Source organism: Erythrobacter colymbi (genome assembly GCF_002155685.1).
Lineage (GTDB): Bacteria > Pseudomonadota > Alphaproteobacteria > Sphingomonadales > Sphingomonadaceae > Erythrobacter > Erythrobacter colymbi.
This window is the reverse complement of sequence record NZ_MUYK01000003.1, coordinates 1-21,659: the sequence shown is the minus strand read 5'-3', so window position 1 is coordinate 21,659 and position 21,659 is coordinate 1. Positions and strand designations below refer to the sequence as shown.

General features: G+C 67.1%; 25 protein-coding genes. 12 read left to right on the top strand and 13 right to left on the bottom strand.

Translation table 11 applies throughout. The annotated features are described in order from the left end of the window. Positions 1-170 precede the first annotated feature (170 nt). Both BZF57_RS06785 and BZF57_RS06780 read left to right on the top strand, forming a co-directional pair. Positions 171-692 carry a hypothetical protein gene (locus BZF57_RS06785; RefSeq protein WP_086736090.1) on the top strand — a complete coding sequence of 174 codons (522 nt, stop codon included), beginning with the start codon at positions 171-173 and terminating at the stop codon, positions 690-692. An 85-nt stretch (positions 693-777) separates the two neighbouring features. After that, complete coding sequence (locus BZF57_RS06780) at positions 778-1,341, top strand: HdeD family acid-resistance protein (RefSeq protein ID WP_086736087.1); 564 nt, start codon at positions 778-780, stop codon at positions 1,339-1,341. Between the two features lie 8 nt (positions 1,342-1,349). On the opposite strand, the gene BZF57_RS06775 is transcribed toward BZF57_RS06780, so the two are convergent. The 5 genes from BZF57_RS06775 to mgtE are packed head-to-tail and all read right to left on the bottom strand — an operon-like array spanning position 1,350 to position 5,876. After that, on the bottom strand, positions 1,350-1,742 hold the full coding sequence (locus BZF57_RS06775; RefSeq protein WP_086736084.1) for a DUF1489 family protein: 393 nt from the start codon (positions 1,740-1,742) through the stop codon (positions 1,350-1,352). A gap of 31 nt (positions 1,743-1,773) precedes the next feature. Next, entirely contained in the window at positions 1,774-3,147 is a 1,374-nt protein-coding gene (locus BZF57_RS06770) for an aromatic ring-hydroxylating oxygenase subunit alpha (protein ID WP_086736081.1), read from the bottom strand. Continuing rightward, positions 3,144-3,641, bottom strand: a complete 498-nt coding sequence (locus tag BZF57_RS06765) for a nuclear transport factor 2 family protein (protein WP_086736078.1) — start codon at positions 3,639-3,641, stop codon at positions 3,144-3,146. The genes BZF57_RS06770 and BZF57_RS06765 overlap by 4 nt, the downstream gene beginning before the upstream one ends. After that, complete coding sequence (locus tag BZF57_RS06760; RefSeq protein WP_086736075.1) at positions 3,638-4,396, bottom strand: glucose 1-dehydrogenase; 759 nt, start codon at positions 4,394-4,396, stop codon at positions 3,638-3,640. The genes BZF57_RS06765 and BZF57_RS06760 overlap by 4 nt, the downstream gene beginning before the upstream one ends. Positions 4,397-4,430: 34 nt before the next feature. Then, the gene (gene mgtE / locus BZF57_RS06755; protein ID WP_086736073.1) at positions 4,431-5,876 is read right to left on the bottom strand and encodes a magnesium transporter; all 1,446 of its coding nucleotides are present in this window, start codon (positions 5,874-5,876) and stop codon (positions 4,431-4,433) included. Positions 5,877-5,979: 103 nt separating this feature from the next. Between mgtE and BZF57_RS06750 the strand changes: the two genes are divergently transcribed. The 4 genes from BZF57_RS06750 to miaB all read left to right on the top strand — a co-directional run bounded on the left by BZF57_RS06750 (position 5,980) and on the right by miaB (position 9,516). Next, positions 5,980-6,441: a peptidylprolyl isomerase gene (locus BZF57_RS06750; protein WP_086736071.1), complete on the top strand. Its 462-nt coding sequence runs from the start codon at positions 5,980-5,982 to the stop codon at positions 6,439-6,441. Continuing rightward, positions 6,441-6,872, top strand: a complete 432-nt coding sequence (locus tag BZF57_RS06745) for a hypothetical protein (RefSeq protein WP_086736069.1) — start codon at positions 6,441-6,443, stop codon at positions 6,870-6,872. The genes BZF57_RS06750 and BZF57_RS06745 overlap by 1 nt, the downstream gene beginning before the upstream one ends. Positions 6,873-7,006: 134 nt before the next feature. Continuing rightward, positions 7,007-8,002: an alpha/beta hydrolase gene (locus tag BZF57_RS06740; RefSeq protein ID WP_086736067.1), complete on the top strand. Its 996-nt coding sequence runs from the start codon at positions 7,007-7,009 to the stop codon at positions 8,000-8,002. A 179-nt stretch (positions 8,003-8,181) separates the two neighbouring features. Next, positions 8,182-9,516 (top strand): tRNA (N6-isopentenyl adenosine(37)-C2)-methylthiotransferase MiaB, encoded by a 1,335-nt coding sequence (gene miaB, locus BZF57_RS06735; protein WP_086736065.1) that lies wholly within the window; start codon positions 8,182-8,184, stop codon positions 9,514-9,516. On the opposite strand, the gene BZF57_RS06730 is transcribed toward miaB, so the two are convergent. Further along, positions 9,517-10,332: a hypothetical protein gene (locus BZF57_RS06730; protein ID WP_086736063.1), complete on the bottom strand. Its 816-nt coding sequence runs from the start codon at positions 10,330-10,332 to the stop codon at positions 9,517-9,519. 224 nt (positions 10,333-10,556) lie between these two features. On the opposite strand from BZF57_RS06730, the gene BZF57_RS06725 reads away from it, so the two are divergent. From BZF57_RS06725 to BZF57_RS06705, 5 genes are all read left to right on the top strand, one after another. After that, entirely contained in the window at positions 10,557-11,591 is a 1,035-nt protein-coding gene (locus BZF57_RS06725) for a PhoH family protein (protein WP_086736061.1), read from the top strand. A 123-nt stretch (positions 11,592-11,714) separates the two neighbouring features. After that, entirely contained in the window at positions 11,715-12,734 is a 1,020-nt protein-coding gene (locus BZF57_RS06720) for a hypothetical protein (RefSeq protein WP_086736059.1), read from the top strand. Between the two features lie 43 nt (positions 12,735-12,777). Next, entirely contained in the window at positions 12,778-13,260 is a 483-nt protein-coding gene (gene ybeY / locus BZF57_RS06715) for an rRNA maturation RNase YbeY (RefSeq protein WP_086736057.1), read from the top strand. Between the two features lie 83 nt (positions 13,261-13,343). Continuing rightward, entirely contained in the window at positions 13,344-14,213 is an 870-nt protein-coding gene (locus BZF57_RS06710) for a hemolysin family protein (RefSeq protein WP_420810170.1), read from the top strand. A 94-nt stretch (positions 14,214-14,307) separates the two neighbouring features. Continuing rightward, positions 14,308-15,192 carry a LysR substrate-binding domain-containing protein gene (locus BZF57_RS06705; protein WP_086736053.1) on the top strand — a complete coding sequence of 295 codons (885 nt, stop codon included), beginning with the start codon at positions 14,308-14,310 and terminating at the stop codon, positions 15,190-15,192. Here the strand turns inward: BZF57_RS06705 and BZF57_RS06700 are convergent. The 7 genes from BZF57_RS06700 to BZF57_RS06670 all read right to left on the bottom strand — a co-directional run bounded on the left by BZF57_RS06700 (position 15,189) and on the right by BZF57_RS06670 (position 19,524). Beyond that, positions 15,189-16,049, bottom strand: coding sequence for a lysophospholipid acyltransferase family protein (locus BZF57_RS06700; RefSeq protein WP_086736051.1), 861 nt, complete (start codon positions 16,047-16,049; stop codon positions 15,189-15,191). The two genes, BZF57_RS06705 and BZF57_RS06700, sit on opposite strands and share 4 nt — an antisense overlap. Further along, complete coding sequence (locus BZF57_RS06695) at positions 16,042-16,464, bottom strand: Fur family transcriptional regulator (protein WP_069311290.1); 423 nt, start codon at positions 16,462-16,464, stop codon at positions 16,042-16,044. Before BZF57_RS06695 ends, BZF57_RS06700 begins: the two co-directional genes overlap by 8 nt. Positions 16,465-16,617: 153 nt before the next feature. Beyond that, on the bottom strand, positions 16,618-17,067 hold the full coding sequence (locus tag BZF57_RS06690; RefSeq protein ID WP_086736049.1) for a Ros/MucR family transcriptional regulator: 450 nt from the start codon (positions 17,065-17,067) through the stop codon (positions 16,618-16,620). 116 nt (positions 17,068-17,183) lie between these two features. Then, on the bottom strand, positions 17,184-17,660 hold the full coding sequence (locus BZF57_RS06685; protein ID WP_086736046.1) for a GNAT family N-acetyltransferase: 477 nt from the start codon (positions 17,658-17,660) through the stop codon (positions 17,184-17,186). After that, positions 17,657-18,289, bottom strand: a complete 633-nt coding sequence (gene tsaB, locus BZF57_RS06680; protein ID WP_086736044.1) for a tRNA (adenosine(37)-N6)-threonylcarbamoyltransferase complex dimerization subunit type 1 TsaB — start codon at positions 18,287-18,289, stop codon at positions 17,657-17,659. Before tsaB ends, BZF57_RS06685 begins: the two co-directional genes overlap by 4 nt. Positions 18,290-18,337: 48 nt before the next feature. Then, positions 18,338-18,946, bottom strand: coding sequence for a malonic semialdehyde reductase (locus BZF57_RS06675; RefSeq protein WP_086736042.1), 609 nt, complete (start codon positions 18,944-18,946; stop codon positions 18,338-18,340). Continuing rightward, on the bottom strand, positions 18,943-19,524 hold the full coding sequence (locus tag BZF57_RS06670) for a NifU family protein (protein WP_086736040.1): 582 nt from the start codon (positions 19,522-19,524) through the stop codon (positions 18,943-18,945). The genes BZF57_RS06675 and BZF57_RS06670 overlap by 4 nt, the downstream gene beginning before the upstream one ends. A gap of 125 nt (positions 19,525-19,649) precedes the next feature. On the opposite strand from BZF57_RS06670, the gene BZF57_RS06665 reads away from it, so the two are divergent. After that, positions 19,650-21,659, top strand: a 2,010-nt coding sequence (locus tag BZF57_RS06665) for a M16 family metallopeptidase (protein WP_086736037.1), incomplete at its 3' end; no start/stop codon positions are given.

Sequence of the window (21,659 nt, the reverse complement as noted above, 5' to 3'; positions counted from 1 at the left end):
CATGACGGGGAAGAGATTGGGGCAGCAGCGCGGCCACCCGCCCCGAAACCGCGTCGCACGGGGGCGCATCAGCCACCCATGTCAGCGCCGCGCCCGGCGCACCCCTGCAAGGAAGAGCCACGCGATCCGGCACCACAGGCCGGACGCCCCATTCCAGCAGGAGAACACCCATGTCCAAGGTTTCCGCGATTTTCGACAGCCACGCCGAGGCGGAGCGCGCCGTCAGCGACCTTCGCATGATGGGGATCGGCGACAATGACATGTCGGTCATCGCCCACCACAAGGGCACCACCACTGCGCGCAGCGGCGATGGCGAGGTGACCGACGAGGATCACCGCAATGTGCTGCGCGGCGTGCTCGGCGGGGGCGCGCTCGGCGCGGGCCTCGGCGTCGCCGCGCTCGCGATCCCGGGCGTCGGTCCGCTCGCCGCAGCCGGTGCCATCGCCGCGACCGCCGTTCCCGAAGCGATCGGCGTCGGCGCGGTGCTCGGCGCGATCGGCGGCACGCTCAACGAAACCCTCACCAAGCACGGCGTGAGCGAGGAAGACGCGACCTATTACAACGACCGCATCAAGAACGGCGGCGTGGTGGTGACGGTCGAGGATATCGGCCTCGACGAGGAGAAGATCCGCGAAGTGCTCTACCGCAACGGGGGCCACAACGCGGGCAACGCACGCGCCGTCGGGTTCTGAGCCGCACCACGTTGACACAGCGCCGGGCGGGACGACACGCGTCCTGCCCGGCGCATTGTCGCGCCCGTTCCGGGAGAATTGACGAATGGCGGCCTACCCCAAGGCACAATACAATATTGCCCGCGCCCCCCGCTCGGCCGGGCAGGACGGCTTCATCCTGCTGGGCATCCTGCTGGTGGCGGTGGGCCTGCTGGCGCTGGCTTTCCCGCTGGTGGCGGCACTTTCGGTCAATCTGGTCGCGGGTATCGCGCTGATGGCGGGAGGCTTCGCGACGCTCGCCCATGCCTTCCGCGCGCGGCGCTGGCGGGGTTTCACGCTCCAGATCGTGCTTGGGCTGCTTTATCTGGTGGGCGGGGTGATCGTGATCCTCGATCCCTTCGCCGGGCTGATCGCGCTGACGGCGCTGCTGGGCGCGGTCTTCGCCGCCGACGGTGCGGCGCGGGTGATGCTCGCGCTGCGCATCCGCCCCGACCGCGCCTGGGGCCTGTTCCTTGCCTCGGGCCTGCTGTCTCTGCTGCTCGGCGTGCTGGTGCTCGCGGGCCTGCCGGGCGGCTGGTCGGTCGCCTTCCTCGGCATCATCGTCGGGATCAACATGATCCTCACCGGCGCCAGCTTCCTGTGCTGCACCGGCGGGCGCAGAGGGGTTTAGGGCGGCGTCTAGACGAGGCCGAGCCGCTCCAGCTTCATCGCCAGTTTGCCGGGGAGGGCATCGCCGATGTCTTCGCCCTCGGCGACGTCCTTCGGGGCCTTGTCCTCGGTGAGATAGCGCCAGCCCTGATGCGCGCGCTTGGGCTGGGTGTGGACGCGGATCAGCTTGGGCTCGAGCACGATGTCCCAGCGCCCGTCCTGCGTCTTCTCGAAGCCGAGGATCGGCGAGCGCGCCACGATCGCGTGGTTGATGATCCAGTAGAGCGATCCGCCCACGCATTCCTCGTGCCGCGTCGGGCGGTTGCGGGTGGTGAGCGCGATGGCGCCGCGCCCCTCATACCAGCTTTCGAGATGCGCATAGCTTTTCGCCCCGAAGGCGATCTTGGTCAGGTGAAGCGGCATGCTCCGGCTTTCCGGCACCGGGGCGCGCAAGTCAACGGCTGAGGTATTCGTCGAGCGTCAGATGCAGCCGCCTTATGCGCGCTTCCTGATAATTGCCGAGCGTCTGCGCGCCTTTCCGCGATGCCTTTGCCCCGTCGCGCTGCAATTTGAGGTTCTCGGTATCCTGATCGAGAATCTCGGCGAGCGCGAAGCCCGGGACGGTGGTGTAGCTGTCCTCCACCCCGAGGCGGATCGGCGTGGCAGGCGCAGGGCGCTCGCCGCTCGCAGGGAGGGGTTGCAGGACGAGAATCTCGTGCAGGCACGCGTCCGGCCCCAGCGGGCGGAAGCGGTAGCACAGGCGGATGCCGATGCCGGGGAAGAAGAAGGCATTGGGGAAGAGGAAGTATTCGATCGAATCCATCATCTCGGTGGTGGAGACGCCCGACAGATCGGTGCCGAAGGCCGCGCCGAGTTCCTCGCGCAGCAGCTTGGCGTGTTCGGCGCGGGCCTTGGCCCCCTGCGGCAGGGCAGCCGGATCGCGCCCGAGCTTGCCGAACAATGTCGCCTCGCTCACCTCCTGTCGCAGGTGCGGCGAGGGCACCCCGACCGCGTGGATGAAGCGCGACACGTGGCGTCCGAAAATGTCGTACTGCGCATTGGCATCGGCAGCGGTGTAGACCGCCTGCGCGTGGGTCTCGAGCACGTGGAAGGCCTCGAGGAACGCCTCCATCGCCATCTTCCAGTTGGCCGGCAGCACCTTCTCGGTGTGGAGCGCGACGTAGCGGTCGTGCATCGGCCAGAGCTTGAAATGCTCCGGCATCACTTCGAGTTGTTCGGCGAGCGGCGGCGGGTTTTCGCCCATGTGGATGAAGACGAACCCGCCCCAAGTGTCGCAGGCGACTTCGTCGAGGCCGAAATTCTCGTCGGTGATATGCGGGAAGTCCCAGCGGCAGGGGACTTCGCGCAAGGTGCCGTCGAGGTTCCAGCTCATCCCGTGGAACGGGCAGCGGATGTTGGCGCGGCGCACGCCCCGCGAGCCTTCGGCGGCGAACTTCATCCCCCGGTGCGGGCAGGAATTGACGAAAGCGCGGATCGCCATGTCGGCTCCGCGCACCACCAGCACCGAGTGGTGGCCGACGTCATAGACATAGCGGTCGCCGGGCGCGGGGATATGCTCCTCGCGGCAGGCCCATTGCCACACGTTCGGCCACAGGCGCTCCATCTCGAGATCGTGGAACGCGGGGTCGGTGTAGCGGGCGAAGGGCAGGTCTTTGTCGCCGAGGAAGGTGTAGCTCTGCGCGCGCATGGCGGCGGGGGGATTGTCCCCGTCGGCATCGAGGATGTCCTGCATCGAAGGCCCCGGACAGCGCGCCTCACCCGGGGCGAGCGAGGGGTCGGCGGGGGCGGTGAGGTCGGGCCGGCTCACCGCATCGCCTCGCGGTGGTAGAGCGGGTCGGCGGGCTTGCGCTCGCCCATGATGAAAGGGGTGACGGCGACCATCGCGTCGGTGGCCGGATCATCGCGCACCCAGTCGACCAGCTCCGAGCGGTAGGCGATCTTCCAGATGCCGTCGCGGCGCTCGTAGCGGTCGACGTAACGTCCGGCGATGAACAGGTCGCGAGGGTCGCCGCTGTCATCGAAGACGCGGTGATAGGCCTGGTAATAGACCTCGCCATAGGCCTCGTGCGCGCCGGTGAAGTCGATCAGGTGCTGGCCGACGAAGTGGTGGTTGCGCTGGTGCGCCTTGAGCATCTCCATGCAGAAGGCCGCGAAGTCGGCGGGGGAGCCGGAGAACACCCCGTATTCGCACCGCGCCTCCGGCCAGAACTGCGCCTCCAGCAGCGCGCCGTCGAGCCGGTCGAGCCCGCGCATGTAGTGTGCGGCGAGGTCGATAATGGCGAAGCGGTCGTCCGCGCTCATGCGATGCTGAGGCCCCCGTCGACAATGAATGGCGCGCCGGTGGCGAACTTGCTCTCGTCGCTCGCAAGATAGACCACGAGATGCGCGATATCCTCGACCTCGCCCATGCGGCCGATGGGCTGGGCGACCGAAAACGCCGCGCGGGTCGCGTCGGGATCGGGGGTGCCCGCGATCACGCTCTCGACATTGGGGGTGAGGATCGTGCCGGGCTGGACCGAGTTGACCCGCACCCCGTTCTTCTCGCGCGCACAATAGAGCGCGATCGACTTGGTGAGCGTCACCACCGCGGCCTTGGCGGAGTTGTAGGCGGCCAGATCGGGCGAGGGTTTGTTGCCCGCGGCGCTCGAGAAATTGACGATGGAGCCCCCGCCGCCCTTCGCCATCAGCGGGATCGCCGCCTTGCAGCCCATGAAGATCGAGTCGACGTCGACGGTGTAGCAGCGGCGGAAATCCTCCGGCGAGATGTCGGCGATGCTCCCGAAGACGGTGATGGCGGCATTGTTGACCAGCACGTCCAGCCGGCCATGCGAGGCCTCGACCTCGGCGATCACCTCCTGCCAGCGCGCCCAGTCGGTGACGTCCTGCCGGATATAGCCACAGCCAAGCTCGGCCGCCGTCGCGCGTCCAGCCGCCTCGTCGATATCGGTGATGATGACCGTAGCGCCCTCGGCGATCAGTGCTTTCGCGGCGGCCTTGCCCAAGCCCATCGCACCGCCCGTCAGCAGCACAACCTTGCCGCTCACCCGTCCTGCCATTGCTCTCTCCCATTATCGTTGGGAGAGAGGGCTATCAGCCGGCCAGACCCATCGCCACTGCCAAACCTAAGAAGGCGAAGAAGCCCATCGAATCGGTGATCATGGTCACGAACACGCTGCTGGCGACCGCCGGGTCCTGATCCAGCCGCTCGAAGATCACCGGCACCAGCACGCCCGCAAGGCCCGCGATACCGATGTTGATGATCATCGCCATCGCGATCACCACGCCCATCATCGGGGTGAACAGGAAGCCCGCCGCCAACCCGATCAACACCGCGATGGTGCCGCCGTTCAAAAGCGCCACCCTGAACTCGCGCCACAGGATGCGGCGGGTATTGGAGCGGGTCAGCTGGTTGGTCGCAATCGCGCGCACCGCCACGGCCATCGTCTGCGTCCCCGCATTGCCGCCGATGCTCGCGACGATCGGCATGAGCACCGCGAGTGCCACCAGCTGCTCGATCGCCGCGCCGAAAAAGGCGATGATCGAGGAAGCCACCACCGCCGTCCCGAGGTTCGCCACCAGCCAGCGCACGCGCGCGGCATAGGCCTCGCGGATCGGCTCGTTGATGTCGCCGTCGCCCGCACCGCTCAAAAGCAGCGCGTCCTCGCCCGCCTCTTCGGAGATGATGTGGACGATGTCGTCGACCGTCATCTGCCCGACCAGCCGCCCGCTCTCGTCCACCACCGCGGCTGAGATCAGCGCGTATTTCTGGAACATCAGCGCGGCCTCTTCCTGATCCATCGTCACAGGGATCAGGGTCTGGTCGCGCTTCATCACGTCGGTCAGCTTTACCCCGCGCGGGGTGGTGAGGATCCACGAGAGCGCGCAGGTGCCGACCGGATGGTGCCGCTCGTCGATCACGAAGACTTCGAAGAAGTCATGCTCCAGATCGCCGTCTTCGCGCAGGTAATCGATGAGATCGCCGACCGTGAGATGCTCGGGCACCGCCACGAAATGGCGGCTCATCAGGCGGCCCGCGGTCTCCTCGGGATAGGCGAGCGCGCTGGAAACCGCCTCGCGCGTCTCCGGCTCGAGCTCGGCCATGACCGCTCGCTGGTCGGCCTCGTCGAGGTCTTCGATCAGCTGCACCGCATCGTCGGTGTCGAGCTGTTCGGCGATGGTGGCAACCGCCTGCGCGGGCAGGGCCTCCATCAGGTCCTCGCGCACGTAATCGTTGAGTTCCGCGATCACGTCGCTGGTCATCAGGTCGGTGATGGTGCGGGCGAGCAGCGCGCGTTCCGACCGCTCCAGCAGCTCGATCAGGTCGGCGATGTCGGCGGCGTGGAGCGGCTCGACGAGGTCATAGACCGCGCCCTTGTCTCCCGCCTCGAGCGCCTCGTGCACCGCACTGACGAAGCTGGGCTTGAGCCGGTTCTCCTCGTCGTGCCGTTCATCGTCGACGCGGTCGTCCGGGCGCACCGCGACCTCTGCGGGATCGCCCGCCAGAAGCTCGTCTTCGAGGATGCGCTCGTCGGCCATGTGGGCGGTTTAGGCGGGGAGAAGGCAAAAGCAAGCGCAGAGGGTGACAGGGCCGGATTGGGTGCTAAAAGCGCGAGCAAATTCACGCAGGAGATACCCCGAAATGGCCGAAACCCTCACCTTCACCCTCGATAACGGCACCGGCGAGACCGGCGATGTCGTCATCAAGCTGCGCCCCGATCTCGCCCCCGGCCACGTCGCGCGCATCACCGAACTGGCGCAGGAAGGCTTCTACGACGGTGTGATCTTCCACCGCGTGATCGCCGGCTTCATGGTGCAGGGCGGCGACCCGACCGGCACCGGCATGGGCGGCAGCGACAAGCCCGACCTCGCGGCCGAATTCAACGCCGAGCCCCACGTCGAAGGCGTGTGCTCGATGGCCCGCGCGCAGAACCCCAACAGCGCCAACTCGCAGTTCTTCATCTGCCTCGACGACGCGCGCTTCCTCGACAAGCAGTACACCGTGTGGGGCCAGGTGATCAGCGGCATGGAACACGTCCACGCCATCCCCAAGGGCGAACCGCCGCGCGCGCCCGGCAAGATCGTCAAGGCGACGGTGGGGTAATGCCCCGCAAGCGCCAGCGTTCGCCCGGCGAGAAGAAGGCGCTGTCCTATGCCAAGGACCGGCGCAACGGCTATCGGGCGAACGACAAGGCGTCGCGCAAGGCGATCCCCTTGCGAAAGGCCAAATCGCACCGCGCCGACCGCCGCAAGGCGGCCGGCGCGCTTGCGGCTTATGAAGCACTTGGCGAGGACGCGGCGGCGTTGACCGAGAACGCCCTCGTCAAGGATATCGGGCGGATCAAGCGCTGGGCGAAATGCCCGGACCGGCCGCTCGCAGAGCATATCGCCGACCAGCAGGTTCACCGCGCCCACCGCGAGGGCCGCAAGCAGTGGGTCCGGCTGCAACTGGAACTGGCACAGAAGCGCGGGCATTCCGGCTTCAGCTGGCAGTGGCAGGGCGATCCGCAAGCCTCGCGCTTCGATTCCCGGTGATCGAGCCGCTGCCGGTATGAACCCAGCCGCACCGCCCTCGGACCGAGCGGATCGGGCGCGCGATTGAACGGCTGGCGGATATGGGCTAGCGCCAGCGCGCACATGACCATTCCTGCACCCCTGAACCGCCGCAAATGATGCCGCGGCCTCTGCGCCTGATACTGATCTCGCTGCTCGGCCTCGCTCTGTCGGCCTGCGCCACGCTTCCCGATATCTCGCAATCGCGTTCGCCCTGCCGCAACGAGCCGGGCGGGTGGTGTCCCTTCGTGCGCGAGGCGGCGAAGGAAGCGTGGCCCTATGCGGTCGCAGCGACCAATGCCTATGCCGATACGGACGCCTTCGCAAAGCTCGGCTCGCGGCTCCGGAAGATCGGCCGTCTGCCCATCTCCGAAAGCGATCGGAAGACCGGCTTCGATTACGAGGTCTTCGCGGAATATGCCCCCGGCAGCAACCCTTCGGCAGACCGCAAGCCCATCGTCCGCATTCTCGCCTTCCGCGGGACTGACGTGAAGGTCGGCGAGGGGCTGACCGACGTGTTCTATGGCACCTTGCGCGACGATCAGATCGCACTCGCGCTGGACGCCTTCAAGAACGAGACCAAGCGCTTCAAGGATGATGTCCCGTGGATCGTCGCCGGGCACTCGCTCGGCGGTGCGCTCGCGATCGAGGTGTCGGCGCGGCACAAGGACGTGCGGGCCTATATGTTCAATGTCTCGCCCTTCTACCGCGCGGACGGGACCGAGAACGACATCAACCGGCTGGTGATCAACGAGCGCGGCGAGCTGCTGCGCAAGCTGCCGCGCCTGATGGTCGAGCCGGCGGCCGAAGTTTTCACGCTCAACTGCCAGCCCAATGCCGATGCGCTGAAGAAGTACAAGGTGCGCGCGCTCGCCAACTGCATCACGTGGATCGCGGCCTATGACGACGCGGATGCGCTGGAGATGGTGCGGGCCAACAATGTGCCCAAGCCGCCGGTCGAATGCGGCTCCGATGACAAGGTGCATCCCGGCCGCCAGAAAGCGCCGGTTGCGGCCTGCGTCCACATCGCCAAGCCGGACGAGAAGGATGGCGGGAAGGGCAAAGACAAGGCCGAAGCTGGTGATGGTGACGGAGACGGGAAAGACCGCTGATGCTCCCCCGCGCCAGGCGGGTGTCGCGGGGTGCCAGAACCCCTCCAGACCCCCGCCAGAGCCCTCTTGACCCCTGCCAGACCCCCGCTAGCCCCCTCTTGTGACGCGGTTTCACGTGAAACATCGCTGCTGCGCGGGCGTTGAACGCGGGGCCGCTTGGCGCTAAGGGCGCACCGCCCATGAAACCGCAAACGCCCCCCAAGACCTACAGGGTCAAGAGCTTCGGCTGCCAGATGAACGTCTATGACGGCGAGCGCATGGCCGAGCTGCTGGGCGAGCGCGGCATCGCCCCCGCGCCGGAGGGCGAGGAGGCCGATCTCGTCATCCTCAACACCTGCCATATCCGTGAAAAGGCTGCGGAAAAGGTCTATTCCGACATCGGCCGGCTGGTGCTGGCGGGCAAGGAAGCGGGCAAGCAGCCGATGATCGCGGTGGCCGGCTGCGTCGCCCAGGCCGAGGGCGAGGAGATCATGGCGCGCGCGCCCGCGGTGAGCATCGTCGTCGGCCCGCAGGCCTATCACCGTCTGCCGGAAATGCTTGATAAGGCACAGAAAGGCGAGCGCGCGACCGATACGGACATGCCCGCGATCGCCAAGTTCGATGCCCTACCGGCACGCAAGAAGCGCGGGCCGAGCGCCTTCCTGACGGTGCAGGAAGGGTGCGACAAGTTCTGCACCTATTGCGTGGTGCCCTATACCCGCGGCGCGGAAATTTCGCGACCTTTCAAGCATCTGGTCGATGAAGCGCACAAGCTGGTCGAGGCCGGCGCGAAGGAGATCACGCTGCTCGGCCAGAACGTCAACGCATGGCGCGGCGAGGACGACAAGGGGCGCCAGGTGGGCCTCGGCGGGCTGATCCGGGTGCTGGCCGGGATCGATGGGCTGGAGCGCATCCGCTACACCACCAGCCACCCCAACGACATGGACGAAGACCTTATCGCCGCGCATGGCGAAGTGGCCAAGCTCATGCCCTATCTGCACCTCCCCGTGCAGGCCGGAAACGACCGTATCCTCAAGGCCATGAACCGCCAGCACACGGCGGACAGCTATCTGAAACTGATAGAGAAATTCCGCGCCGCGCGGCCCGATATCGCGCTTTCGGGGGACTTCATCGTCGGCTTCCCGGGCGAGACCGAGGCAGAGTTCCAGGACACGCTCGGCATCGTCGACGAAGTGCGCTACGCGGCCTGTTTCAGCTTCAAGTATTCGCCCCGTCCGGGCACCCCCGCGGCGAGCATGGAGGGCCAGATCGCGCCCGAGGTGATGGCTGAAAGACTCCAACGTCTCCAACAGCGCATCGGCGCGCACCAGTATGCCTTCAATCAGGCGAGCGTGGGCAGGACCTGCACCGTCCTCGTCGAGCGCACCGGACGGCATCCCGGCCAGTGGCTCGGCAAGTCGCCCTGGCTCCAGAGCGTGTGGTTCGAAGCCCCCGCCGCGATCGGCGATCTGGTCGAAGTCGAACTGGCAGAAGCCGGGCCTAACTCGCTGAAGGGGCTGGTGAAAGCCGGCTGACTACTTCGCCGCGACCCGCGCGACCTCGTTCAGGACCTCTTCGGCAAAGGCGGTGCGGGGCATCTTGTAGAGCGTGCGAAGATAGGTGCGGTCGAAAGGAGTCATCTCGGTCGGGGCCGTCTGCGGGGCGGCGAAGAGCGAGAGGATGGTGCGCGGCGCGGCGGGATGGTCCGCGGCAACTTCGCCCGTCGGAGCGAGCAGGCGCAGGGTGACATAATCGGCCAGCTGCACCGGCGAGAACCCGGCCACCGCCTTGCTGTCGACCACCACCATCGTCGTCACCAGATCCTCGGGCGTGCGCAGGTAGGAGCGTTCCTTGGTCCAGTTGTCCCCGCTCCCCGCAACCCCGACGAAGGCATCGCCCTCGCCAAGGCGCGGGGTCCATTCGACGGCCTGGAACACATAGGCCGGATCGCGCGCGGCGAGGGCGGCGTCGATCTCCTTCTCGCTCATCCGGCGGAAGAGCTTGCGGCCATCCTCGCGCACGCCCTGAAGCTGGGTGCGGGCGTCATCGGTGAAATTGACCAGAGCGTTGGCGCTGCAGCCTTCCTGCCGCATGCGGATACCCGCGGCGCGGGCGTTATCGACGATCCGCTCGGCGACGGTGCGCGCGAAGGCCTCGTCCTCGGCGGCGACGACGAGACACAGCGCACTGCGCAGCTTGGCGAGCGGGCGGCGGGCCTCGGGATCGCCGGCCACGGTGCGGGCCAGCGCGGCGGCGTCGGCAGGGGGAGGCGGGGTCTCGGCCAGAGCCTGTGCGGTGGACGCAAACGCGGCGGCGGCAAGGGCAAGCGGAATGACACGATGCTTCGGCATGGGCGACTCCTTTATGAGGCAAAATCAACATTTTGTCCCTGAACGGCAGGTTAACCGGACCACGGATTGCGACGAGCCGAAATCCGCCGCAACGCAGCGATCGTGGCACTTCGGTGACTTTCCCCCACCATCTCGCCGCACCCGGCTTGCCAAGGCGCGCTTGCGGCTTAGGCTTGCGACTCAAGGGCAAAGGATCGTCCTTTGGCCTTCAAGCAAAGGACCTTATGGGCCGACGACCCTCCCGTGCCGGGCACCCGGCGCTCTCGCCCGATCCGCGTGGCATCCCCGCACAGCGCCGCGCGCGTGTCGATCTCACTTTCGAGAACCAGGCGCTGCTCGGCCCCCTGTTCGGGCAGTTCGACGCCAATCTGGTGCAGGTCGAGAACCGGCTCGGGGTCTATATCCACGCTCGCGGGCATCAGGTGGTGATCGAAGGCCCGGAGGACGACGTCGCCCGGGCGCGGGAAACCCTGAAGACCATGTACGACCGTCTGGCCCGCGGCGAGGCGCTGGACAGCGGCGCGGTCGAGAGCCTGATCGCGATGTCGGCCGAACCGACCTTGGAAGGCATCATCTCGGGCGACGACGGCGCGCCGCCGATCATGATCCGCACGCGCAAGAAAACCATCGTGCCGCGCTCGGCGACGCAGATCGAATATATGCGCAGCCTCGCCAAGGACGACATCATCTTCGCCCTCGGCCCGGCTGGCACTGGCAAGACCTATATCGCGGTAGCGCAGGCGGTGAGCCAGCTCATCACCGGGAGCGTCCAGCGCCTGATCCTCTCGCGCCCTGCGGTCGAGGCGGGGGAGAAGCTCGGCTTCCTCCCCGGCGACATGAAGGAGAAGGTCGATCCCTATCTGCGCCCGCTCTATGACGCGCTGAACGACTGCATGCCGCCCGAACAGGTCGAGCGGCGGCTGGCGAATGGCGAAATCGAGATCGCACCGATCGCCTTCATGCGCGGGCGCACGCTTGCCGACAGCTTCATCATCCTCGACGAGGCGCAGAACACCACGCGCGAGCAGATGAAGATGTTCCTCACCCGCTTCGGGCAGAACAGCCGCATGGTGATCTGCGGCGACCCGCGGCAGGTCGACATCCCCGGCGGCCCGCGCATGAGCGGATTGAACGATGCGGTCGAGCGGCTGGAGGGTGTCGAGGGCTTCGGCACGATCCGCTTCTCCGCCGCCGACGTGGTCCGCCACCCGATCGTGGGCCGCATCGTCGAGGCCTACGAGGGCAAGGACGAGGACTGATCCGTCACGCGGCGCGCGAAGGGCACAGTTCGTCGCAGCCGCTCGGGGTGCGTCATCCAGCGGCATCAAAAACCTAACCCAGATCAAAGACCTGCATTGGCAAGTCTCTGACAAAGCTCGCCAATGGCGAGTGCCGAGCAGATTGCGGCCAATCCCGAATGGCTTCCCTACCGGCTCGACACCCGTCGGCGCGCGGTGCAATTCGTGCGCTTTACCCGCGCCGCATTCGACGATCGCACCTTCCTTGCCGACCAGCGCGGCGAGGCCGAGGCATGGCTGCCGATCGACGCAGTCCTTGCGATGCGCGCCGAGACCCTGCCGCCGCGCTTCATCTTCCATTCGGGCTTCTGCGGCTCGACCCTGCTGCTGCGCGCGCTGTGCGGATCGCAGCGGGCGCTGGGGCTGAACGAGCCTGGCATCCTCAACGATCTGGCGCGCGAGGGCGATCCCGATCCGGCGCTGCTTGCCGCTCTCACCACCCTGCTGTTCCGCCCGCACCGCGGCCGCGAGGCGGTGATCGTCAAGCCGAGCAACTATCCCGGCCGCCTGATCCCGATGATCCTGCGCCAGAGCCCCAATGCGCGCGCGGTGATCATTACAAACCGGCTCGAGGCCTATCTGCAATCCATCGCGCGCAAGGGCCTGTTGGGGCGGCAATGGGGACGGCAGGCGCTGCTCGTCGCTGCGACCTATGCGGGCGACATCGCGCCTCTGAAGGGGCAATTGAACGCGCTGACCGATCTTCAGGTGGCGGCCCTCGGCTGGCTACTGATGCAGAACTGGTTCGACCGCGTCAGCGTGCCCGAGGTCGGGTCGCGGCTGTCAGTGCTCCATGCCGAGAGCCTGACCGGCAACAGGGCCGCGACGCTGGCGGCGGCCAGCGCGCATTTGCGCCTCGACCTGCCACCCGGCGATATCGCGCGGATCGTCGCCGGCCCCGCCTTTGCCGAGGATGCCAAGACCGGCACAGATTACGCCACACTGCGCGCGGCAGACGTGGTGCGCTCCGAAACCCCCGTCATCACCGAGGAAATCGCCGAGGTCGCGCAGTGGATCGGACAGCTTGCCGCCGCCTCCGGCCTTGCGGTGCCGGTGCCCGAGACGCTGGGGCAGCGCGACCTCGCACCGCTCGCGGCTGACTGAGCCCCGTTCCGCGCGGACGCAAACCGCGCTAAGGGCGCTCCCCATGGAGCTCGAGATCGACATCGAAGACTGGCCAGCCGGCGAATGGGAAGCGCTCGCCGCGCGCGCTGCGCAAGCGGCGGGGGAAGGCGAACCGCTGCTCGCCAACCCGCGCCTTGCGGTGAGTCTGCTGTTCACTTCGGACGACGAGGTCCACACGCTCAATCGCGAATGGCGCCAGCGCGACAAGCCGACCAACGTCCTGTCCTTCCCGATGCTCGAACGCGAGGAACTGGAAGACCTCGCCCCGGATGGCCCGCCCGAACTGCTCGGCGACATAGCGCTCGCCTATGCCACCTGCGCGCGGGAGGCGGCGGAGAAGGGCATCACGCTCGAAGCCCATGCCGCGCATCTGATCGTCCACGGCCTGCTGCATCTCGCCGGTCACGACCACGTCGATTCCGACGAGCAGGCCGAGGCTATGGAGGGGCTGGAGACCCGCATACTTGCCAAACTGGGCATCGCTGACCCATATGGCGACAGGTAGCAACAGGAGCCACTTGCAAGGCCATGGCCGATTCCCATTCGCCCGCATCTCAATCGGGAGACGCGGACAGTAGCAGCGGACTGATGTCTGCGCTTCGCAAGATGCTTGGCCTCGAAGCGGCGCGCAGCTTGCGCGAGCAGCTCGAGGAAGCGATCGACGAGCACGAGGACGAGAACGGCGTCTCCGGCGGGGACGAGAGTTCCAGCACCGGCGGCGACCTGTCGCGGGTGGAGCGCCAGATGCTGCGCAACCTGCTCCACTTCTCCGAACATGATGCCGACGATGTCGCCGTGCCGCGCGGGGAGATCATCGCGGTCGAGGCCTCGATCAGCTGGGAAGAGATGGTCGCCGCCTTCAGCGAGCACGGCCATTCGCGCATGCCGGTCTACCGCGAGACGCTCGATCAGGTGATCGGGATGATCCACATCAAGGATGTGTTCCCCTTCCTCGCCAACGGCACCCCGCCGCCGGCTGACTGGACCACGCTGATGCGCCAGCCGCTCTACGTGCCGCAGGCGCGCGGGGCGCTCGACGTGCTGGCCGACATGCGCACCCAGCGCGTCCACCTCGCGATCGTGCTCGACGAATTCTCGGGCACCGACGGGCTCATCACCATCGAGGATCTGGTCGAGGAAATCGTCGGCGAGATCGAGGACGAGCATGACGAGACCCCGCAGGAACTGATCACGCCGATCGGCGAGGGCATGTGGGATCTCGACGCCCGCGCCGAGCTGGACGACATCGCCGAAAAGATCGACCCGCGCCTTGCCGAGGTCGAGGAGGCGGTCGACACCATCGGCGGTCTCGCCTTCGTGCTGGCCGAGGCGGTGCCATCGGTCGGCACGGTGCTGGAACATCCGAGCGGCTGGCGCATTGAAGTGACGGCCGGCGACGAAACCCACGTCACGCGCCTGCGCCTTCATCCCCCCGTGACCGAGGAAGAGGTGCAGTAGGCGCAACTTTTCGCCTCTGCCCACAATTTTTCTTCGATTTTTTGCATCCAACGGCGCGCCCGGGCGTATCTTCTGGCACTGAGGAGATATGAGAATGCCCGCACGCCGCCTGCCGCCTCTTCGCGCTCTCGAAGCCTTCATGCGCACCGTGCGTCTGGGCTCTGCCCGCGCGGCGGCCGAGGAGATCGGCCTCAGCCCTTCGGCGCTGTCGCGGCGGATCAGCAATCTGGAAGAATTCGTCGGCAAGAAGCTGTTCACCCGCGCACGGCAGTCGATGCAACTGACCGACGAGGGTCAGGCCTTCTACGAGGCGGTGAACCCGCACATGGAAGCGCTCGCCCGCGCGGTGGAAAGCCAGTCGGACAATATTGCGCTGCTGCGCCTCAGGCTCGGGGTGCTGCCGATGTTCGGCAGCCAGCGCCTGTTTCCGCGCCTCGGCGAGCTGCGCAAGCGCCACCCACTGCTCCACATCGACATCGACACCGCGCCGCATCTCGAAGACCGGGTCGGCGACACACTCGATGCGGCGATCATCCTGTCGCGCGGGCCGGCGAGCGGGCTGCATGCGGTGCGGCTCGATCACAACCTCGTCCATGCGATCTGCTCGCGCGAGACGGCGCGCGCGATCGGCCCCGACATCACGCCCGAGGTGATGGCCAAGCAGACCTTCCTGATCCACAACGAGCTGCCCGAAAGCTTCATGGCGTGGAAGAAGGCGAACGGTCTCGACACGATGGATCCGGCCGCGATCGACCACTACGATTCCGGCGCGCTGATGCTGGAAGCCGCCGCCCAGGGCCTCGGCATCGCGATCATGCACGACGACCACCTGCGCCGCGCCAATGACAACCGCCTGATCAACCTCCCCGGCGTGCCGGTGGAGAGCCCCTATTCCTACTGGTTTGTGTGCAAGCCGGTCGCGCTGGAAAGCCGCCCGGTGCGGATCTTCCACGACTGGCTGGTCAGAGCCGGGCTCTAGTCTGCGCTTTCGTTCTTCGGCTCGTAGCGCACCGGGGCAACGGTGTGCGCGAAGGGGCGCAGCGGCTTTCCGAGGATGTCGACCAGCGCCTCTTCGATCCGGCGGCGCGATTCCTGGCCGATCGCCTTGCGGCCCTTGAACTCCTCGGGGCTGAAAGGCTCAAGGAAGAATAGCCGCAACCGGAAGGTGCCCTTGCGCGACAGCACGCGCTTGGCGTTGTTGACGCCGCCTTCCTGCCCAATCCACCCGATCCACTCGGCAACCGGTCCGTAGTCGATGATTACCGGCTGGACGAGCACGCCCGGCGGGGGAGGCTCGAGCACCGAGAGCATCGAGGTCTTGAACGGCAGCAGCGATTGCCCGTCGGTGGTGGTACCTTCGGGGAAGACCGTGACCGACCAGTTGTCGACCAGCGCTTCCTTGAGCGCATTGATCTGCTCGGCCACGCCCATCCGGTGCTCGCGCTTGACGAAGACCGTGCGGTTGAGGCTCGCGAGCCAGCCGACCACAGGGGCATCGGCCAGCTCGGCCTTGGCAACGAAAGCCGTTCCGCTCGCGCCCGCAAGTGCGAGGATATCGAGCCACGAGACGTGGTTGGCGACGAAGAACACATCGCGCTTGAGGTGCGTCCCGTGCGTCTCCACCCGCGCGCCGCACACCCGCGCGGCAAAGCGCAGGAACAGCATCGGGAAGGGCGATCCGTAAGAGACGACGCGGTAGAGGTAGTGCAGCGGCACGAACACCAGCAGCAACGCAATCAGCCCGGCGGCACGCAGGGCGATCCGCATCCAGCCGGCGAGGCTGACCGGCGTGCTGAGCCCCTGCGCGGCCGCCTCGCGCAGCTCTGCCTCAGTCATTGCGGGAGAGACGGACGCCGTAGAGCTCCATGCGGTGATCGACCAGGCGATACCCGAGCCGCTCGGCAATCTGGCGCTGCAGCGCCTCGACCTCGGGATCGACGAATTCGACGACCTTGCCGGTCTCGACGTCGATCAGGTGATCGTGATGCGCTTCGGGCACCGGCTCGTAACGCGAGCGGCCGTCGCCGAAATCGTGACGGTCGAGGATGCCCGCTTCCTCGAACAGGCGCACGGTGCGGTAGACCGTGGCGATCGAGATGCGCGGATCGACCGCAGCGGCGCGGCTGTGGAGCAGCTCCACATCGGGATGGTCGTCGCTCTCCGACAGCACCTTGGCAATCACGCGGCGCTGTTCGGTGATGCGCAGGCCCTTCTCGGCGCAGAGTTGTTCGAGATCGATCTTCTGGGTCACGCAAAAGCTCCATCGCCCGGTGCGATCGCACTTTCAGCTGCGACCGCCCAAAAGCATAACAGCCCCATCCCTACAGGGACGAGGCTGCTTGCTCAAGCTGGCTTGCCGCCCTCTCAACAGAGGCGGCCGACAGCGGATTGCGAGGCCCGGAGATCAGGCCTTCTTGGTGCGGCGCGTGGTCTTGGCGACCGTGGTGCCGGGCTTGCGGCCCAGACCGATCTTCTTGGCAAGATCGCGGCGCTTTTCGGCATAGTTGGGCGCGACCATGGGATAGTCGGCCGGCAGGCCCCAGCGCGCGCGGTATTCTTCCGGGCTCATGTTGTAATTGGTGCGAAGATAGCGCTTGAGCATCTTCAGCTTCTTGCCGTCTTCAAGGCACACGATGTAATCGGGCTTGACCGAATTGCGCACGGCCACAGCAGGCTGCGGCTTGGCTTCTTCGACAACGGGCGTTTCGCCGAGGTTGGCAAGTGCGGCATAGACGTTGGTGATCAGACTCGGCAGATCAGCCACGGCGACATCATTGTTACTGACGTGCGCTGCGACAATGTCGCTCGTCAGCGTGATAAGCGTTTCTTTCATATCGATTTCCAAACCTTGCATGAGTCCCTCTCAAGCGTCTTTTTCGGCGCGCCTGTAATTGCGCCATGGCGCAAGAGAATACTCTTGGCAACTAGGTTGCTTTGCTTGTTCACCGGAATGCGATGAACCGCTGTAAACTAGATTGATCTTCCGAAAGTAATTGCATCAATCCGCTCGCCATTAGCCATCCGGTAATAGTTACGGCGCTCGCCGATCGGTTCGAATCCGAATTTGCGGTACAGATGGATCGCCGGATTGCCGCGGCGCATTTCCAGAAAGATCTTCGCCGTGCCGCGATTGCGGGCGGCGGCGAAGAGCAGCTCGAGCAGCGCCGCGCCCACACCGCGGCCGCGCGCGTCGGGCGTGACGGCAATGAGCAGCAGCTCCTCCTCGTCGAGCACGTGGCGGGTGAGGACGAAGCCGGCCGGGGCGGGCGCGTTGTCGGGGGCCTCCGCGATCGGTCGGCCCGCGGCATCCACCACCAGGGCATGGGTGCTCGACAGGGTCAGGGCGTCGGCCACCTGCCGGCGGTTCCACGCCTCGCCATAGGCCGGATCGAAGGCCGCCTCCATCACCGCCATGATCCGGTCGAGGAGGGCGGGCGAGACGCTCATGCCGGGACGCGCGCAGCCATCGGGGTGGCATCGGGCCCGCGCCCGTAGATCGGAGCGAGGGCGGGAGTAAGCAGCGCGGGCGGCAGATGCAGCACGGCGCGGGCATCGGGGAGAAGGTCGAGGACGGTGGCAGGCAGTGCCGGATCGAGCTCCGCCATTGCTGCGGCGCGGTTGCCCGCGACCAGCGCGGCGCGCGGGCGGCTGCGCGCGGCCTCGGGGGTGATCGAGACCGTCTCGCCCTGCGGCAATCCGTCAGCGCCGAAATCCGCCACGAACCACTCGCCGTGCCCGCCATTGGTCGAGACCGTGAGCGGCGTGCCGGGATGGGCCTGCTGCGCCTGCGCCGCGACCAGTGCGAGGGTGGGATAGCCGAGCACCTCGGCCCCCCAGGCGAAACCGAGCGCGCGGGCGGTAGCAAGGCCGATGCGCACGCCGGTGAAGCTGCCCGGGCCGAGGCTGACGAGGATGCGCTCGCTCCGCCCCTTGTCGGGCAGCGCGCCGATCATCGGCACCAGCGCTTCGGCATGGCCGCGCGCCATAGCGCGGTGGTCGGACGCGATCAGGTCATCGCCCTCGAACAGGGCGATGCTGCACGCTTCGGAGGCGGTTTCGATCGCGAGCATCCGCATGGTCCCGCCCTGCCTCAGGCCGAGGGCCCGCGCAAGCGGCGATGCGCGTCAGGCGATGCGGTTGAAGGTGGCGAATTCGGGGCGGGGCGAGCGGCCGAAGATGCTCGCGGGATCGCCATAGCCGACCGAGCAGATGAAGTTCACGCGGTGGCGCGGCTCGTCGGCGAAGAAGGCGGCGTTGACGGCGGCGGGATCAAAGCCCGACATCGGCCCGCAATCGAGCCCCAGCGCGCGCGCGGCGAGCATCAGATAAGCGCCCTGAAGCGAGGAGTTGCGGAAGGCCCCTTCCTCGCGGCTCGCCTCGTTGCCCTCGAACCAGCTCTTGGCATCGGTGTGGGGGAACAGCCAGGGCAGTTCCTCGTGGAAATCGATGTCGTAGCCGATCACCGCGGTGACGGGCGCGGCAAGGACCTTGGCCTTGTTGCCCTCCATCACGCATTCGGCGAGCTTTGCCTTGGCCTCGGCCGACTTGACCCACACGATGCGCACCGGCTGCATATTGGCCGAGGTGGGCGCCATCTTCATCAGGTCCCAGATCGCGTGGAGCTGTTCGTCGCTCACCGGCTTGTCGAGCCAGCCATTGTAGCTGCGCGCCTCGTTGAACAGCTGGTCGAGCGCCTGGGCCGAAAGCGGCTGGTCGTGGAACTGGACGGTCATGCCGCGCGCACCTCGGTCACTTCGGGGACGTAATGCTTGAGCAGGCCTTCGATCCCGTGCTTGAGCGTCGCGGTGCTCGACGGGCAGCCCGAGCACGAGCCTTGCAAGGTGAGGTAGACCACCCCGTCACGGAAGCCGCGGTAGGCGATGTCGCCGCCATCACCAGCCACGGCGGGGCGCACGCGGGTTTCGAGCAGTTCGTTGATCGCGGCGATGACTTCGGCGTCCTCGGGGCGCTCCTCGACCGCCATCTCTTCCTCGGGCGGGGGAACGGCGATGCCGCTCGCGGTGCCGGGGGTGAACAGCGGGGCCTCGGAGACGAAATGGTCGAGCAGGATCGCGATCACCTGCGGCCGCAGGGCGCCCCAGTCGGCGCCCGGCGCGGCGGTGACGGAAACGAAGTCCGCCCCGAAAAACACGTTCACCACCTCGCCCGTATCGAAGATCGCCTGCGCAAGCGGGCTCGCCTCGGCGGCTTCGGGGGTGGCGAATTCACGGCTGCCGGCCGCCATGACGGTCTGGCCGGGCAGGAACTTGAGCGCCGCAGGGTTGGGCGTGGTTTCGGTCTCGATGAACATGGGTGTGCAAGTAGGGCGCATGGGCGCGCGCGGCAAGGGGCCGGGCGGGCGGACGGCGCGAAGCAAGCGTAGCAATGGAAAAGCATTCACTATCGCTTCAGACTTTGGCTCCCTATAGTTGTCGCATGACGTCTCCTTCCCGCGCCACCCGCGCGCTCGCCCTTCTGCTTGCCCCCTTCGCGCTGGTCCAGCCGCTGCTTGCCGAGCAGGTCGCGCCCCCGCCGCCCAAGGTCGAGGTCAAGCCCGTCGTCCCGGCCACTGTGCCGACCCCGAAGGCGCTCCAGACGGGCAAGACCGTGCCGTGGCTCTACAAGGGCTCGGACGTGCCGGTCGATGGCCAGTGGCTGTTCGGCCAGATGAAGAACGGGCTGCGCTATGCCGTGCGCCGCAACGGCGTGCCGCCGCGGCAGGTCTCGATCCGGGTGCGGATCGATGCCGGCTCGCTCTATGAGCAGGACAGCGAACAAGGCTTTGCGCACCTGCTGGAGCACCTGCTGTTCCGCGAGAGCAAGTATCTGGGCAAGGCCGAAGCGATCTCGGCATGGCAGCGGCTTGGCGCGACCTTCGGCAGCGATGCCAATGCCGAAACCTCGCCTACGCACACCGCTTACAAGCTCGACATTCCCAACATCGACCAGGCCAAGCTCGAAGAGAGCTTCAAGCTCCTGTCGGGCATGATCCGCGAGCCGGTGCTGAGCGATGCCAACGTCGCGGCCGAACGCCCGATCGTGCTCGCCGAAAAGCGCGAGCGGGGCGGGGCGGGGCTGCGCATGGCGGACCTGACGCGCCAGACCTTCTTCCACGGCCAGCGCCTTTCGGTGCGCAACCCGATCGGCACGGATGCGACGCTGGGCGCGGCCAATGGCAAGGCGGTGCAGGCCTTCTACGACCGCTGGTACCGGCCCGAGAACACCGTGATCGTAGTCGCCGGCGATGCCGATCCGATCGTGCTCGCAGGGCTCGTCGAACAATGGTTCGGCGACTGGAAGGGCAGCGGCAAGCCCGGTGTCGCGCCCAACTTCGGCGATCCCGTCGCGCCTGCCGGAGCGGTGACGCCTGCCTCCGGCCCCTCGGCACCCATCGGCGAGCTTGCCGTGGGGGTCGAGCCCGATCTGCCGCGCAGCCTCACCTACGCGATCATGCGCCCGTGGCGGCAGGTGCAGGACACCATTGCCTATAACGAGGGCCTGCTGACCGATGCCGTCGCGCAGGCGATCATCAACCGCCGCCTCGAAAGCCGCGCGCGCGGGGGCGGCAGCTTCCTTTACGCGCAGGTCCAGCAGGACGATGTCTCGCGCTCGGCCGATGCGACCTTCGTGACCTTCGCGCCGCTCACCGGTGACTGGAAGGCTGCGCTCGCCGATGTCCGCAGCGTCATCGCCGACGCGCTCACCAATCCGCCCACGCAGGAAGAGATCGACCGCGAATATGCCCAGTTCGAGGTGAGCTTCGTCAACCAGGTCGAGCAGGAAAGCGTCCAGTCGGGCAGCGAGCTTGCCAACAATGTCGTCAACGCGGTCGACATCCGCGAGACCGTCGCCGCGCCCAAGGTGGTGCTCGACGTGTTCCGGGGCATGAAGCCGCGCCTGACGCCCGATGCCGTGCTCGCCCGTACCAAGGCGCTGTTCGAGGGTACGGTGACCCGCTCGGTCTATGTCACCCCTGCCGCGGGCGAGGCCGATGTCGATTCCCTGCGGCTGGCGCTCGCGAGCGAGGCGCAGGTCGACGGCTCGGCGCGGCTGGCGGCGCAGACCATTTCCTTTGCCGACCTGCCCCCTGTCGGCTCGCCCGGCGCGATCGTGAAGCAGGCGCCGCTCGGTGTGCTGGAGGTCAAGCAGGTCGACTTCGCCAATGGCGTGAAGGCGCTGCTGTGGGCCAATGATGCCGAACCCGGCCGCGTCACCGTGCGCGTGCGCTTCGGCGCGGGGATGCGGGCGTTCGACGACAAGAACGCCGTCTATGCCTCGCTCGGCGAGGCGGCGCTGGTCGGGTCGGGGCTGGGCGAGCTCGGCCAGAACGAGATCGACCGGCTGGCCACGGGCCGCAAGCTCGGCTTCGATTTCGGGATCGACGATGCGGTCTTCACTTTCACCGCGCAGACCCGCTCGGAGGATGTGAACGACCAGCTCTACCTC